Source organism: Pseudomonas sp. SDO5215_S409 (genome assembly GCF_054071325.1).
The window spans coordinates 21,351-35,287 of the sequence record NZ_JBSVWN010000064.1; the positions used below are offsets into that span (position 1 = coordinate 21,351).

A 13,937-nucleotide genomic window follows, 5' to 3' on the forward strand; every position below is an offset into this window, starting at 1 on the left:
CAAGAGGCGCACCTCATGACTGACTACGTATTCACCCCCGAGCAAATCCCGTCCCTGGCCATCGAGGGGAGCGACGCGCGTTTTCCTCTGCGCCGGGTGTTTTGCGTCGGGCGCAATTATGGCGACCACGTGCGCGAAATGGGGCATGACCCGGACCGCGAACCGCCGTTCTTTTTCATGAAACCTGCCGACGCCGTGGTGCCCGCAGAGGGCGTGATCGCTTACCCGCCGTTGACCGCCGACCTGCACCACGAAGTCGAATTGGTGGTGGCCATCGGCAAAGGCGGGGTGGACATCGCCGCTGAAGACGCGCTTGCACATGTCTGGGGCTACGCCCTGGGCCTGGACTTGACCCGGCGCGACCTGCAGGCCGAGGCCAAAAAGTTTTCGCGGCCTTGGGAGTGGGGCAAGTCTTTTGATGCGTCGGCACCCACCACGGCCCTGCGCCCGGTGAGCGCGGTCGGGCATCCGGGCAGTGGGCGCATCTGGCTCAAACTCAATGGCGAGCAGCGTCAGGTGGGGGATCTGGCGGACCAGATCTGGTCGGTCAGCGAAATCATCAGCCATGCCTCTCGCTCCGTGGCGCTGAAGGCGGGCGACCTGATTTTCACCGGCACCCCGGCGGGCGTCGGCACCTTGCGGCCGGGCGATGTGGTCACGGCGGGCATCGACGGCATTGCAGAGTTGCGTTTTACCCTCGGCCAGGCTTGAGGCTAAAGTGGTGGCCAGGCCTTTCGAGAGACGTGTATGCCCGGCACCCGCGTAACCACCTACGGCATGGAGCAGCGCAGCGACCGCCCCGACTTTTATATCCGCGACAAGCGGGGCAGGGCGGCGCTGACCCGTCCCCATCGCCATGAGTATTTCCAGATCCAGATCAACCTGGGCGGCGACACCGTGCAGCACATCGGCGGCGCGGTACGCCCGTTCCCCAAAAACGCCCTGGCGTTCATCCTGCCCCATCGCCTGCATGTCATTCCCCACCCTGACGACGGCGATTTCATGCTGATCAACTTCAGCCAGGCGTTTTTTTTGCCGCAACTGACCTGCGACCCCTTGGACCTGGAAGACATCCCCATCGACCAGGCACCGGAGCTGTCGCCGTTTCGCTTTCAGGAACAGTTGGACTTCATCCTGGACGATGCCACTTTCGACACTGTCAAAACCTGGCTTGCCCGCATGCGCGAGCTCGATGCCCACCGCCACTTCGGCGCGCGCGAGCAGCTCAAGGGCTATCTGTTCCAGTTGATCGGCCTGGTGTGCCAGCAATACGCCGAACCGTTGCAGGCGTTTGCGGCCAATAACGCCACCCGACGCGGGCGCAAAGCGGCACTGGCCCGGGTGCAGCGCTACATTCGCGACAACGTGCACGAGCCCGCCCTGAACCTGACCGATGCCGCCGCCGCCGCGTTCCTGTCGCCCAACTACCTCACCCACCTGTTGCGCAAGGAAACCGGCAAACCCTTCTCCCAACTGGTGCTCGACCGGCGCATGCAACTGGCGCGCACGCTATTGCTCAACAGCCCGCAATTGATCGGTGCGGTGGCCCACCGCTGCGGGTTTACCGACGAAGCGTATTTTTCCCGGTGTTTTCGCAAAGTGCATGGCGTGACACCGGGGCAGTTTCGCAAGCAGTCGGCGGCGGTTTGACTGCGCGGCGTGAACACGCACCAAAAAGTAGCGCCAACAGGATCGTGTCCCCTGAAAAACATGTGGTTATTTAAGAACTTAGCGGCTTTTTAATCCGACGAAAGGTTTAAAATCAACTTGTTACAAGGTATTTCGGCCGCTACTATAGCCGCGCGTTCACCTCCCACGGTTTATGCATTTTTAAATCCCGAGTGTCCATCAGCTACTCGGGATTTTTTTTGCCTGCCATTTGGCTGATTGCTTTTATGTTCGTGCTGGGAACGTGGGTTTTCTGGCGTCAAACAACCCACGAACATGCAGCAAATGAGCGCTGGATAACACTTTTGCGTTAATTCCCTCGCGCGTTCAAAAAGCTCATCTACCCTAGATGCAATTGTCCAGCGAGGCAGGTCCAGGGAAGGGCAGCATCCTATGATCTCGATTATCGAATTTCGCCGCATCATGGCCTCAGGCTTCTTGCCTCTGGCGTGTGATTGCTCCGTGAACAACGATGGCTCCCTGCGGATCTGCGTGTTCGATCCGGAGTCGGAGCGCGTCGAGTTGCTGCTCACCCGGGTTTCCCCCGACGGGCTGGACAGCATCCGCTCTATCTCGGAGTTGATCGGCGAACTGCGCACCGAGATCAAGGCGGGGCGCAGGGGGTTCGCGTCGGTAGGCTAGGGTCAGACGATGGCCTGGGCGCTGGGCGGGGTCACCATGCCGTAACGCCAGCAGCAATGATCCCGATGCGCCGGCAAAAATACGCAGCCGCCCAGGTTCAACAACACAATGGCGGCGACCAGCAGTGAAAGACGGCGAGACATGGCAATTTCCTCAAGCAGGGTGGGCGTTGGCGTCGATCGTTTGCCAACGGTTGATCCTTGAACGCAGCCGCCCGACCCAATCCGTCGCAACCTTTCAATAATTTCATCAAACCCCCGCAAACACTGGGCAATACTGGCCCTGTCCGATGCCTTCAGCGCCCGCGATAAATATTTATTTTTTGCGCGACGGATTTCCCCCACCCCCACCGTTCAACCCTCAGCACCGATCACAGGTGATTGCGGATGAAGGAGTTGCCATGAAATCTGTACGACCATTGACACGCTTGCGGGTCGCCTTGCTGGTACCGCTGGCGCTAGCGGCTGCGATTAGCGCACCGGCGTTTGCCCAGACCGAAATCATTATTCGCGACGCGCCGCCGCCCGTTCGCGTGGAAGCCGTGCCGGTCGAGCGGGCCGGTTATGTGTGGGACCGTGGCCATTGGCGCAACGAAGGCCGTGGCTACGAGTGGGTGCCTGGCCATTGGCAGCCGGTGATTGCGGGCGCCCGCTGGGAGCCGGGCCACTGGGAACCGCACGGGCCTAACTGGCACTGGAGCGAGGGGCGCTGGATCCGCTGACTGTTGTTGAACACCCAGACCCTTAGCCACCGGACCGAGATTTGCCCCATTGAAAGACACTGATCCGGACGTTGAGCTGTTGGCCCGCATCGGTCACAACGAACCTGCGGCCATCAACGAAATGGTGTCGCGCAAGTTGCCCCGCCTGCTTGCGCTCGCCAGTCGAATCCTGGGGGACGCCGATGAGGCCAAGGACGTGGCACAGGAAAGTTTCCTGCGCATCTGGCGCCAGGCCGGTCGCTGGCGCAGCGGCGAAGCCCGCTTCGACACCTGGTTGCACCGCGTGGTGCTCAACCTGTGCCATGACCGTTTGCGTCGGCGCAAGGAGCGCCCGCTGAACGATGACGAGGCGCTGGGCGAGGTGGTCGACAGCACGCCCGCGCCCGATGAGCAGCTGGAAAGCGCCGAGCGCAGCGAACGGATGGCGCAGGCGTTGGCGTCGCTGCCCGAGCGTCAGCGTGAAGCGATTGTGTTGCAGTACTATCAAGAGCTTTCGAACATCGAAGCCGCGGCGTTGATGAACATCAGCGTCGAGGCACTGGAGAGCCTGCTGTCGCGGGCCCGGCGCAGTTTGCGCAGTTACCTGGCCGACACACCCGGGCCTGCCCGCCCAGGAAGGGGAACACCATGACGCCCGAACGATTTGCTCAACTGGCCGACATTTATGGCGGCCACCTGCACCGTTGGCCCCGCGCTGAACAGGGCCCGGCACAGGCGCTGCTGGACAGCGGCGACCCGGTGGCGTGTGAGGCGCTGCGACAGGAGCAGTGGCTGGATGACCAATTGGATGGCTACACACTGGCGCCGGTGGACCCGACGCTGGTGCGCCAGGTGCGTTTGTCTGCGCCCGTGCGCCGATCCTTTTGGGCGCGGTATGCCGGCTGGTTGTCACCGGCCGGTTTTGTGGGCGCAGGCATCGCCGGCATTGCGGCGGGCATTCTGGTGGCGTCGTTGAACGGCCCGTTGCCGGTGCTGGGGCCTGAAGTGCTGCCCAGTGTGTTTGACCAGGGTGATGCCGAAGTCGTCTTCACCGTTAACGCTGAGGAAAGCGAGCAATGACTGTTCCGTCCAAATCCCTCAAACCGCTGCTGATCGTGTCGGTATTGCTCAATGTGTTTTTGATCGGCGGTGTCGGCGGGGGCTTGTACCACTGGTTTGCCAGCGCGCCGCCTGCCGAAGCGGTGGTCAACCAGCACGGCTTGCGCCAGGCCATGGTGAAATTGCCGCCGCAACGGCGCAAAGAGCTGCGCCAACTGCTGCGCCAGAACAGCGCCGACAGCCAGCCACTGGTGTTGGCCGGGCGTGAGGCGCGCTTGGATGTGATCAAGCAACTGCAAGCGCCGACCCTGGACCACGCCGCACTGGTCACCGACCTTGGCAAAGCCCGCGAGGCGGATGCAGCGCTCAGGGCGTTGGTCGACAACACCTTGGCGCAGTTCGCCAACACCTTGCCCCGGGACGAGCGCCAGAAACTGGTAGAGGCGCTGTATTTACGCGGGCAGGCCAAGGGCAAGGGCGCTAGAAATAACGGTGGGTGAGCCCAGGGCGGGCGCTGTTAACTGAACAGGCCCGCCGCAATGTTGATCGAGAACCCGAGAATCGCCGTGTTGAACAAAAAGCCGATCAGCGATTGCCCCAGCACCACCTTGCGCATGCCGCGGGTGGCGACGCCCACGTCAGAGGTTTGCACCGCCACGCTGATGGTGAAAGAGAAGTACAGAAAGTCCCAGTAATTGGGCGTTTGCAAACCTTCGGCAAAGCGCAGCGCCGGTTCCTTGCCGTCCCAGGTGTAATACAGGCGGGCGTAATGCACGCTGAAAATCACCCCGGTCAGCAGCCATGAACCGATCACGGTCAGGCCGGTAAACCCGTAGTGCAATAAGCGCTCGGTGCTGCTCAGGTCCTTGCTGCCAATCAGCCCGAAGGTGATGGCCACCAGGCTGGCGATGGCTGCGATGCACACCATGAACAACACCAGGCCTGCGTTTTCGTCTTCGATCTCGGCGATGCGTTTGACCTCGTCGGCCTTGGCGCGAATGGTCAGCCACAGCATCAGCACCAGGTAAGCCCACACCCCGGCGTTCCAGCCGATCAATACTTTGGTCAACACCGCCTCAGCGGGCACCAGCACACCGACAACAAGGCCAAAAACCGCCGCACAGGAGAGGCGAGGATGTGTACGGGCAAGAAAAGACATGGCGGCACTCACGGACAAGTTGCGCTCAAAGTAGCAGGTTTGGCGTCTCAAGCGGCAAGGCAGCCGTTGTGTGTGCTGCCTTGCCGCTTGCGACTTAGCGCTTACGTGTGACCTTCATCACCACCACAAAAAACACCGGCACAAACACCACCGCCAGTGTGGCCGTGATCATTCCGCCAATCACCCCGGTGCCGATCGCCTGTTGGCTCGCCGAGCTTGCGCCGGTGGCGATGGCCAGCGGGACCACGCCCAGGATGAAGGCCAGCGAGGTCATGATGATCGGTCGCAGGCGCAGCCGGGCGGCCTTCAGGGTGGCGTCTATCAGGTCTTCACCTTGGTCATACAAGTCCTTGGCGAATTCGATGATCAGGATCGCGTTTTTTGCCGACAGGCCAATGATGGTAATCAGGCCGACCTTGAAGAACACATCGTTGGGCATCCCGCGCAGGGTCACCGCCAAGACCGCGCCGAGCACGCCCAGCGGCACCACCAGCAGCACCGAGGTCGGGATCGACCAGCTTTCATACAGCGCCGCCAGGCACAGGAACACGATCAGCAGCGACAGGCCCAGCAACAGCGGCGCCTGTGCGCCGGACAAGCGCTCCTGCAACGACAGGCCGGTCCATTCCTGGCCGAGCCCGGCTGGCAGTTGTGCCACCAGCCGCTGGATTTCTTCCATGGCCTGGCCGGTGCTGTGGCCGGGGGCCGCCTCACCGGAAATCGCGATGGCCGGGTAGCCGTTGTAACGGGTCAATTGCGCCGGGCCCTGGATCCAGCGGGCCTGCACGAAGGCCGACAGCGGCACCATTTTCCCGGTGTTGTTGCGCACGTGGATCTTCATCAGGTCCTCGACCTGGCTGCGCTGATCGCCCTCGGCCTGCACCACCACCCGCTGCATGCGGCCCTGGTTGGGGAAGTCGTTGATATAGGCCGAACCAATGGCTGAGGACAGCACGTTGCCCACGTCGGCAAAGGACACGCCCAGTGCGTTGGCCTGTTTGCGGTCCACTTCCAGCTGCACTTGCGGCGCCTCGGCCAGCGCGCTTTCACGTACGTTGGCCAGCACCGGGCTTTTTTCGGCGGCCGCCAGCAGTTCGGTGCGCGCCGCCATCAAGGCCGCGTGGCCCACGCCGCCACGGTCTTGCAGGCGGAACTCAAAACCGCTGGAAGTGCCCAGGCCGTCCACCGGCGGCGGCAAAATGGCGTAGGCAATCGCGTCCTTGAGCTCGCCGAACGCCGCGTTGGCGCGGTCGGCAATGGCGGCTGCGGCGTCCTGGCTGCTGCGCTGCGACCAGTCCTTGAGCGTGGTAAACGCCAGCGCCGCGTTCTGCCCGGAGCCGGAAAAACTGAAGCCCATGATCATCGTGGTGTCGCCCACGCCCGGCTCGCCAGCGTTGTGCGCCTCGATCTGCTCGGCCACCTGCACCGTGCGGTTCTTGCTGGCGCCGGGCGGCAGTTGGATATCGGTGATGGTGTAGCCCTGGTCTTCCACCGGCAGGAACGAGGAGGGCAGGCGGCTGAACAGCACGCCCAGGCCCACCGCCAGCGCCAGGTAGAGCACCAGGTAACGCCCGGTGCGCTTGAGCGCATAGGCGACCCAGCCCTGATAACGGTCGCTCAGTTGCTCGAAACGCCGGTTGAACCAGCCGAAAAACCCGCCCTTGGCATGGTGGTCGCCCTTGGCAATCGGCTTGAGCAGGGTGGCGCACAGCGCCGGGGTAAGGGTGAGGGCCAGGAACGCGGAGAACAAGATCGAGGTGGCCATCGTCAGGGAGAATTGCTGGTAGATCACCCCCACCGAGCCCGGCATGAACGCCATCGGCAAAAACACCGCCACCAGCACCAGGGTGATACCGATAATGGCCCCGGTGATCTGGCCCATGGCCTTGCGCGTGGCGTCCTTGGGCGACAGGCCCTCGGTGGCCATGATCCGCTCGACGTTCTCCACCACCACAATCGCGTCGTCCACCAGAATGCCGATGGCCAGCACCATGCCAAACATGGTCAGCACGTTGATCGAAAAGCCCAGCACCAGCAGGGTGGCGAACGTGCCCATCAGCGCGACCGGCACCACCAGCGTTGGAATCAGGGTGTAGCGGATGTTTTGCAGGAACAGGAACATCACCGCAAACACCAGCAACATCGCCTCGCCCAGGGTGTAGACCACCTTGGTGATCGAGACTTTGACGAACGGTGAGGTGTCGTACGGGATCTTGTATTCGACGTTGGCCGGGAAGTAGCGCGACAGCTCGTCCATCTTCGCCCGTACCCGCGTGGCGGTGCTCAGGGCGTTGGCGCCCGGCGCCAGCTGCACGCTGACGGCGGTGGACGGCTTGCCGTTGAGGCGCGTGGAAAACTGGTATTCCTGGCTGCCGATTTCTACCCGCGCCACGTCGCCGATGCGCACGGTCGAGCCGTCCGGGTTGGCCTTGAGCACGATGTCGGCGAACTCGGCCGGGGTGGACAGTTGGCCCTTGACCAGGATCGATGCGGTGATTTCCTGGGTCTTGGTGCCCGGCAAGTCGCCGATGCTGCCAGCCGATACCTGGGCGTTCTGCGCGGCGACGGCGGCGTTGACGTCGGCCGGGGTCAGGTTGAAACCGATCAGTTTCTGCGGGTCGAGCCAGATGCGCATGGCCCGCTCCGAGCCATACAGCTGGGCCTTGCCCACGCCTTCCAGGCGCTTGAGTTCGTTCATCACGTTGCGCGCCAGGTAGTCACTGAGCGCCACGTCGTTGAGCTTGCCGTCGGTGGAGGTCAGGGTGACCAACAGCAGAAACCCGGCGGACACTTTCTCTACCTGCAAACCTTGCTGGGTCACCGCTTGCGGCAGGCGCGGCTCCACGGCCTTGAGGCGGTTTTGCACATCCACCTGGGCCATCTCCGGGTCGGTGCCCGGTTGGAACGTGGCGGTGATGGTGGCCGCCCCCAGGCTGCTCTGGGACTCGAAATACAGCAGGTGATCGGCGCCATTGAGCTCTTGCTCGATCAGGCTCACCACGCTTTCGTCGATGGTTTGGGCCGAGGCGCCGGGGTACACCGCGTAGACCTCGACTTTGGGCGGGGCGACGTTGGGGTACTGGGCCACCGGCAATTGCGGGATGGCCAGCAGGCCCGCAAGCAGGATGAACAGGGCGACCACCCAGGCAAAGATCGGGCGGTCAATGAAAAACTGCGGCATGTGAACTTCCCTTGTTACTGGCTGGACGCTTGCGCGGCGGGCGCGGGGCGGTCATCGATCTCGACTTTTTCACCGGGGCGTGCGTGTTGCAGGCCTTCGACCACGATACGGTCACCGGCCTTGAGGCCACGGCTGACCACCCAGCGGTCCTCGATGGCCGCGCCCAGTGTGACCGGGTGCTGGCTCACCACCTGTTCGCCATCGAGCAGCAACACCATCGGCACGCCCGCGCTGTCGCGGGTAATGGCCCGTTGCGGCACGCTGATGCCTTGCGGGTCCAGCGCCTGCTCCACGCGCACACGGATAAAACTGCCGGGCAGCAGGTCCAGGTCCGGGTTGGGGAACTCGCTGCGCAAGATGACCTGGCCGGTGCCTGGGTCCACGCTGATTTCGGCGAACAGCAATTTGCCCGGCAACGGGTAAAGGCTGCCGTCGTCCTGGATCAGCGTGGCCTTGGCCTGGTCTTGGCCGACCTGCTTGAGTTGGCCTGCGCGAAAGGCACGGCGCAGGTCGTTGAGCTCACGGGTGGACTGGGTCAGGTCGGCGTGGACCGGGTCCAGTTGCTGGATCACGGCCATTGGCGTGGCTTCGTTCTGGCCCACCAATGCGCCTTCGGTCACCAGCGCCCGGCCGATGCGCCCGGTGATGGGCGCAGTCACGGTGGCATACCCCAGGTTCAACTGGGCGCGCTGCACGGCAGCCTTGTTGGCGGCCACGTCGGCGGCGGTCTGCCGGGCGGCGGCGCGGGCGTTGTCGTTGTCCTGGGCGCTGATGGCGTTGTCCTTGACCAACTGGCCGTAGCGCTGCTCTTGCAGTTGCGCCTGGAAGGCGTTCGCCTCGGCCTTGCGCAGGTTGGCCCGGGCGCTGTCCAGGTCGGCCTGGAACGGCGCCGGGTCGATCCGAAACAGCACATCGCCCTGTTTGACGTCGGCGCCTTCCTTGAACACCCGCTGCAACACCACGCCAGCCACCCGGGCGCGGACTTCGGCGATACGCGGCGCGGCAATGCGCCCGCTCAGCTCGCTGCTGATGGCCAGGGGCCTGGCCTCAAGGGTTTCGATGCGGACCTTGGCCGGTGGCGTTTCCGGGGTTTTGCCGGTGGACGGGCCACAGGCGCTCAAGGCCAGTGTCAGGGTCAACAGGCAAAACGGCGCAAACAGATTTTTCGACATGCTCTTATCCCGATAGTGACTGGCGCATCCTACGGTCGCCCCCGCCGGTGTGCTGTTAAGCACTGTTGGTGGTGTGTGAAGAAATGTAAGGCCTCGCCCCTATAAACGTGCGGGCGTATATCCTTCACGGCTGTGGATCCTAACAAGATCTTTAAACCAATAAAGATTCAATCTGACCGCGGGCGCTCGTTACGGCTCGATACGCATTATTTGGAAACACCTTCAATGCCTAACATCCTTCTCGTGGAAGACGACGCCGCGTTGTCCGAGCTCATCGCCAGCTACCTGGAGCGCAACGGTTACCACGTCAACGTGCTCAGCCGTGGCGACCACGTGCGCGAGCGCGCCCGGCTCAGCCCGCCGGACCTGGTCATCCTCGACCTGATGCTGCCGGGCCTGGACGGCCTGCAAGTGTGCCGCCTGCTGCGCGCCGACTCGGCCTCGCTGCCCATTTTGATGCTGACCGCCCGCGACGACAGTCACGACCAGGTACTGGGCCTGGAAATGGGTGCCGACGACTACGTGACCAAACCCTGCGAGCCGCGCGTGCTGCTCGCCCGCGTGCGCACCTTGCTGCGCCGCAGCAGCCTCACCGAGCCTCAGGTGGCCAACGATCAGATCGTGATGGGCAACCTGTGCATCGACCTGTCGGAGCGCACGGTGAGCTGGCGCGAACAGCCGGTGGAGTTGTCCAGCGGCGAATACAACCTGTTGGTGGTGCTGGCCCGGCATGCCGGTGAAGTGCTCAGCCGCGACCAGATCCTGCAACGCCTGCGCGGCATCGAGTTCAACGGCACCGACCGTTCGGTGGACGTGGCCATTTCCAAGCTGCGGCGCAAGTTCGACGACCACGCAGGCGAGGCTCGCAAGATCAAGACCGTGTGGGGCAAGGGCTACCTGTTCAGCCGCTCCGAGTGGGAATGCTAAGCCATGTTCCGAGTGCTGCTGCGCCTCTACCTGATCACCATCGTCACCTACAGCGCTGCGATCTACCTGATCCCCCGAGTGGTCATCCAGCTCTTTGAACACCGCTACATGAGCTACAACATCGAGCAGTCGCGCGGCCTGCAAAGCCTGATCGTCCAGGAATACCACCGGGTGCCGATGGCGCAGTGGGCCAACGTGACCCTGCGCCTGTCCGCCGATTTTGCGCCGCTCAAACTCCAACTGCTGCGCATCCAGGACGCCAGCTACACCCCCGAGGAGCAACGCCTGCTGGAACAGGACCAGCCGGTGGTGCGCCTGGGCGAATGGGGCTGGATGGACGACGTAAGCTCGGCGCTCGATGACCAGTTGGCGGTCAAGCTGTCGATCCCGCCCGATCCGTTGGACATGAACCTGTTGTACTGGAGCATGAACGTACTGATCGGCGGGGCGTTGCTGGCCTGCCTGCTGTTTTGGCTCAGGCCGCACTGGCGCGACCTGGAACGCTTGAAAAGCACCGCCGCGCAATTGGGGCAGGGCAACCTTGAGGCACGCACCCAAATTCCGTCCAGTTCCAATATCGGCAGCCTGGCGACGGTGTTCGACACCATGGCCAACGACATCGAGCGCTTGCTCACCCAGCAGCGCGACTTGCTCAACGCGGTGTCCCACGAGCTGCGCACACCCTTGACCCGCCTGGATTTCGGCCTGGCCCTGGCGCTGTCCGACGAGCTGCCGGCCGCCAGCCGCGAGCGCCTGCAAAGCCTGGTCGCGCATATTCGCGAGCTGGATGAATTGGTGCTGGAGTTGCTGTCGTTCAGCCGCCTGCAAAACCCGGCGCACTTGCCGGAGCAGGTGGACGTGGTGCTGGACGAGTTCATCGACAGCATCCTGGGCAGCATCGACGACGAACTGCAAAACCCCGAGATCGTGATCGACGTGGTGCTCGACTGTGCCCTGGATCGTTTCGCCCTCGACCCGCGCCTCACCGCCCGGGCCCTGCAAAACCTGTTGCGCAACGCCACGCGTTACTGCGAGCGGCGCATTCAGGTGGGGGTCAAGGTGTGTGCCCAGGGCTGTGAGATCTGGGTGGATGACGACGGCATCGGCATTCCGGTGGACGAGCGGGAGCGCATCTTCGAGCCGTTCTACCGCCTGGACCGCAGCCGTGACCGCTCCACCGGAGGTTTTGGCCTGGGGTTGGCCATCAGTCGGCGGGCGCTGGAAGCGCAGGGCGGTACGTTGACGGCCATGGCGTCGCCGTTGGGCGGCGCGCGGTTTCGTCTGTGGTTGCCAGCCACCGTGTAATCAAATCACTTTGACCGCCCGGCCAATGGCCTGGATCGGCCCGGTGGGTTTGCCAGTCGGCGAGCCTTGCGGGCCCTCCAGGGTCAGTTCGAACAATTGGTTCGGCGCCAGCGGCGGTAAGCGGTCCAGCGGGACAGACAGCGTTTGCCCGGGCCGGACCAGCCCCAGCGATACCGGCCCTTGCCAGTCATCACCCTTGGTCCAGAACTGCAGGGCCTTGTCTGCCGGGACATCCATGTTGCCCAGCGGGATCAACTGGATCTGCCGCGTGTCACTGGCCTGGATCACCCAGCCCGGCGCCTGGTTTTGCGGGGCGACCAGCACCACCACGTAGGTGGGCGGGGCGAGGGCGGCGGTGCGCGTCAGCAGCAGCGTCGCCAACAACAACGAGGTCACTAGCCCGGCGCCTGCCAAGCCGCGCCACAGTGCCAGCAGGTTCCACCGGCCTGGCGAGGCGGCGGGGGCAGGGGGCTCGTGGCCCAGGCTGCGTTCGATGCGATGCCACAAGTACACCGAGGGTGTGACCGGCTCTGCCAGCTCGGTCAGGGCTGCCAATCGCTGTTCCCAGGCATCGACTGCGGCGCGCAGGCCTGCGTCGTGTTCCAGGCGTTGGCGCACGGTGTCGCGTTGCTCGGCGGCGAGGGTGCCGAGTACGTATTCGCTGGCCAGTTCGTCAAGAGCGTCGTTCATGCCATGCACTCACGCAAGGCCGCGAGGCTGCGTTTGATCCAGGCTTTGACAGTCCCCAGCGGGGTGCCCAGTTTCTGTGCGATTTCACTGTGGGAGTCGCCATCGACGTAGGCATGCAGGAGGCACCGCCGACGGTTCGGCTCAAGCTGTTCCAAGCAACGGTAGACTTGCCCGGTGCGTGCGGGAAACTCAAATGCATGCGAAGGCTCCAGGGCCTGTTCATGGCTAGCGTCCAAGGCCACCTCTCGGCCGCTGGCGCGCACAAAATTAAGCGCCAGGTGGCGGGTGATGCTGAACATCCAGCCCCGGGCAGAGCCCCGCTGGGGGTCGAAGCTGGCCGCGCCTTGCCAGATCCGGATAAACGCGTCATGCACGATGTCTTCGGCCAGGGCCTTGTCCCGCGCGATGCGCAGGGCCACGCCGAGCAAGCGGCTGCTGTCCTGCAGGTACAACCGGCGCAGCGCCTGTTGATCGCCACCGGCACAGGCCAACAGGCACGCTTCATAATCAAACGGGACTTGGGGTAGGGACACAGGTTGGCGCCATCGACATGAGGTCGGTGCCCCGGCTACAAGCCGGGGCTGTTGCACAGCAGCGTAGCTGACTTTGCTCAGTTGGCCGCCCAGAAGATGTAGTCGGCCTGGTACTTCACCACCTCTTGCTTGCCCTTGTTGGCCGTGGTGCATGCGGTGCCCGGCGCCACGCCGCCCTTGAGGGCGACCCGCTGGATATAGCTCACACCGCTCATTGCGCCGTGGCCTTCGGCGGGGTTGGCCTTGACCAGTTGATAGGGCAGGTTACCCGCGCTCGATGGCGCCACCGCCAACTGGGTGCCGGTAACTTTGGACCCGTCCTTGGCCTGCCAGGTGGCGGGCGGGCCGAAATAGGTGCCTACCTGCTTGCCGCTGCGGTCATTGAGCACGGCCTTGGGGCCGACAAAGAACCATTCGGTTTGCCCGGCTGCGTTGGCTTTGTCCCGGCATTCGTAAGTGATTTCGCCGACGCCGGTGGTTTCCATCGTCACCTTGTGGCCGTCCGGCACCTTGATGCTGTCGGGCAAACCGGTCTGGGCAAAAGCAGTAGGGGCAGCGGCCAGCAAGGTGGCCAGGCAAAGCAGAGTCTTGGCGTTCATCGGTGCTTCTCCATGGGTAATACAGCAGGGTTGCTACAGGCACTACCCGGGGCGGGGGCGATTGGATGCACGGATTAGAAAAATAAAGTGCTTCGCTAAATCCTGGGCAAGACAGAAAGCAGAACGCTGTTGATGCATGTGTGCCTTTCGGGAGGGGCTTGTGTCATTGCGATCAAGCCTGACGGTAACGGCCTGCTGATCGACCTGGCCCCTCAGCCCCCGTCCGAAGCGCTGATCGTCGAGGGCCTGTGCAATGCGAAAAATGATAGGCTTGAGGCTTCGATTCGGCTGTATAAGGACAT

The 13,937-nt window shown here is 63.5% G+C and carries 16 protein-coding genes; 9 read left to right on the plus strand and 7 right to left on the minus strand.

The window, feature by feature from the left end:
- Window positions 1–15: 15 nt before the first annotated feature.
- The 3 genes from ACW9H9_RS24790 to ACW9H9_RS24800 all read left to right on the plus strand — a co-directional run bounded on the left by ACW9H9_RS24790 (window position 16) and on the right by ACW9H9_RS24800 (window position 2,310).
- On the plus strand, window positions 16–711 hold the full coding sequence (locus ACW9H9_RS24790; RefSeq protein WP_457345869.1) for a fumarylacetoacetate hydrolase family protein: 696 nt from the start codon (window positions 16–18) through the stop codon (window positions 709–711).
- Window positions 712–747: 36 nt separating this feature from the next.
- A complete protein-coding gene (locus ACW9H9_RS24795) occupies window positions 748–1,650 on the plus strand; it encodes an AraC family transcriptional regulator (RefSeq protein WP_457345870.1) in 903 nt (300 codons plus the stop codon).
- A gap of 411 nt (window positions 1,651–2,061) precedes the next feature.
- Window positions 2,062–2,310, plus strand: a complete 249-nt coding sequence (locus tag ACW9H9_RS24800; RefSeq protein ID WP_457345871.1) for a DUF1652 domain-containing protein — start codon at window positions 2,062–2,064, stop codon at window positions 2,308–2,310.
- 2 nt (window positions 2,311–2,312) lie between these two features.
- Here ACW9H9_RS24800 and ACW9H9_RS24805 read toward each other — a convergent pair whose 3' ends face one another.
- Window positions 2,313–2,453 (minus strand): hypothetical protein, encoded by a 141-nt coding sequence (locus ACW9H9_RS24805; protein ID WP_457345873.1) that lies wholly within the window; start codon window positions 2,451–2,453, stop codon window positions 2,313–2,315.
- Between the two features lie 257 nt (window positions 2,454–2,710).
- On the opposite strand from ACW9H9_RS24805, the gene ACW9H9_RS24810 reads away from it, so the two are divergent.
- The 4 genes from ACW9H9_RS24810 to ACW9H9_RS24825 are packed head-to-tail and all read left to right on the plus strand — an operon-like array spanning window position 2,711 to window position 4,569.
- Window positions 2,711–3,031, plus strand: a complete 321-nt coding sequence (locus ACW9H9_RS24810; protein ID WP_457345874.1) for a YXWGXW repeat-containing protein — start codon at window positions 2,711–2,713, stop codon at window positions 3,029–3,031.
- A 49-nt stretch (window positions 3,032–3,080) separates the two neighbouring features.
- On the plus strand, window positions 3,081–3,662 hold the full coding sequence (locus ACW9H9_RS24815; RefSeq protein WP_457345875.1) for an RNA polymerase sigma factor: 582 nt from the start codon (window positions 3,081–3,083) through the stop codon (window positions 3,660–3,662).
- Entirely contained in the window at window positions 3,659–4,090 is a 432-nt protein-coding gene (locus ACW9H9_RS24820; RefSeq protein ID WP_457345877.1) for a hypothetical protein, read from the plus strand. The genes ACW9H9_RS24815 and ACW9H9_RS24820 overlap by 4 nt, the downstream gene beginning before the upstream one ends.
- Entirely contained in the window at window positions 4,087–4,569 is a 483-nt protein-coding gene (locus ACW9H9_RS24825; RefSeq protein ID WP_457345878.1) for a periplasmic heavy metal sensor, read from the plus strand. The genes ACW9H9_RS24820 and ACW9H9_RS24825 overlap by 4 nt, the downstream gene beginning before the upstream one ends.
- A 17-nt stretch (window positions 4,570–4,586) precedes the next feature.
- Here the strand turns inward: ACW9H9_RS24825 and ACW9H9_RS24830 are convergent, their stop codons facing one another.
- The 3 genes from ACW9H9_RS24830 to ACW9H9_RS24840 form a co-directional block, all read right to left on the minus strand.
- Window positions 4,587–5,228, minus strand: coding sequence for a DUF1345 domain-containing protein (locus ACW9H9_RS24830; protein WP_457345880.1), 642 nt, complete (start codon window positions 5,226–5,228; stop codon window positions 4,587–4,589).
- Window positions 5,229–5,322: 94 nt separating this feature from the next.
- Window positions 5,323–8,409, minus strand: a complete 3,087-nt coding sequence (locus ACW9H9_RS24835) for a multidrug efflux RND transporter permease subunit (protein ID WP_457345882.1) — start codon at window positions 8,407–8,409, stop codon at window positions 5,323–5,325.
- 14 nt (window positions 8,410–8,423) lie between these two features.
- Window positions 8,424–9,581: an efflux RND transporter periplasmic adaptor subunit gene (locus ACW9H9_RS24840; protein WP_457345884.1), complete on the minus strand. Its 1,158-nt coding sequence runs from the start codon at window positions 9,579–9,581 to the stop codon at window positions 8,424–8,426.
- A 225-nt stretch (window positions 9,582–9,806) separates the two neighbouring features.
- On the opposite strand from ACW9H9_RS24840, the gene ACW9H9_RS24845 reads away from it, so the two are divergent.
- Together ACW9H9_RS24845 and ACW9H9_RS24850 are read left to right on the plus strand one after the other, a co-directional pair.
- Window positions 9,807–10,508 carry a response regulator transcription factor gene (locus ACW9H9_RS24845; protein WP_457345885.1) on the plus strand — a complete coding sequence of 234 codons (702 nt, stop codon included), beginning with the start codon at window positions 9,807–9,809 and terminating at the stop codon, window positions 10,506–10,508.
- Between the two features lie 3 nt (window positions 10,509–10,511).
- The gene (locus ACW9H9_RS24850) at window positions 10,512–11,813 is read left to right on the plus strand and encodes an ATP-binding protein (RefSeq protein WP_457345887.1); all 1,302 of its coding nucleotides are present in this window, start codon (window positions 10,512–10,514) and stop codon (window positions 11,811–11,813) included.
- Here ACW9H9_RS24850 and ACW9H9_RS24855 read toward each other — a convergent pair whose 3' ends face one another.
- From ACW9H9_RS24855 to ACW9H9_RS24865, 3 genes are all read right to left on the minus strand, one after another.
- The gene (locus ACW9H9_RS24855; protein WP_457345889.1) at window positions 11,814–12,503 is read right to left on the minus strand and encodes an anti-sigma factor; all 690 of its coding nucleotides are present in this window, start codon (window positions 12,501–12,503) and stop codon (window positions 11,814–11,816) included. It abuts the gene before it with no gap.
- Window positions 12,500–13,036: a sigma-70 family RNA polymerase sigma factor gene (locus ACW9H9_RS24860; RefSeq protein WP_457345891.1), complete on the minus strand. Its 537-nt coding sequence runs from the start codon at window positions 13,034–13,036 to the stop codon at window positions 12,500–12,502. Before ACW9H9_RS24860 ends, ACW9H9_RS24855 begins: the two co-directional genes overlap by 4 nt.
- 77 nt (window positions 13,037–13,113) lie before the next feature.
- Window positions 13,114–13,635: a DUF3455 domain-containing protein gene (locus ACW9H9_RS24865; RefSeq protein WP_457345893.1), complete on the minus strand. Its 522-nt coding sequence runs from the start codon at window positions 13,633–13,635 to the stop codon at window positions 13,114–13,116.
- Between the last annotated feature and the right edge of the window lie 302 nt (window positions 13,636–13,937).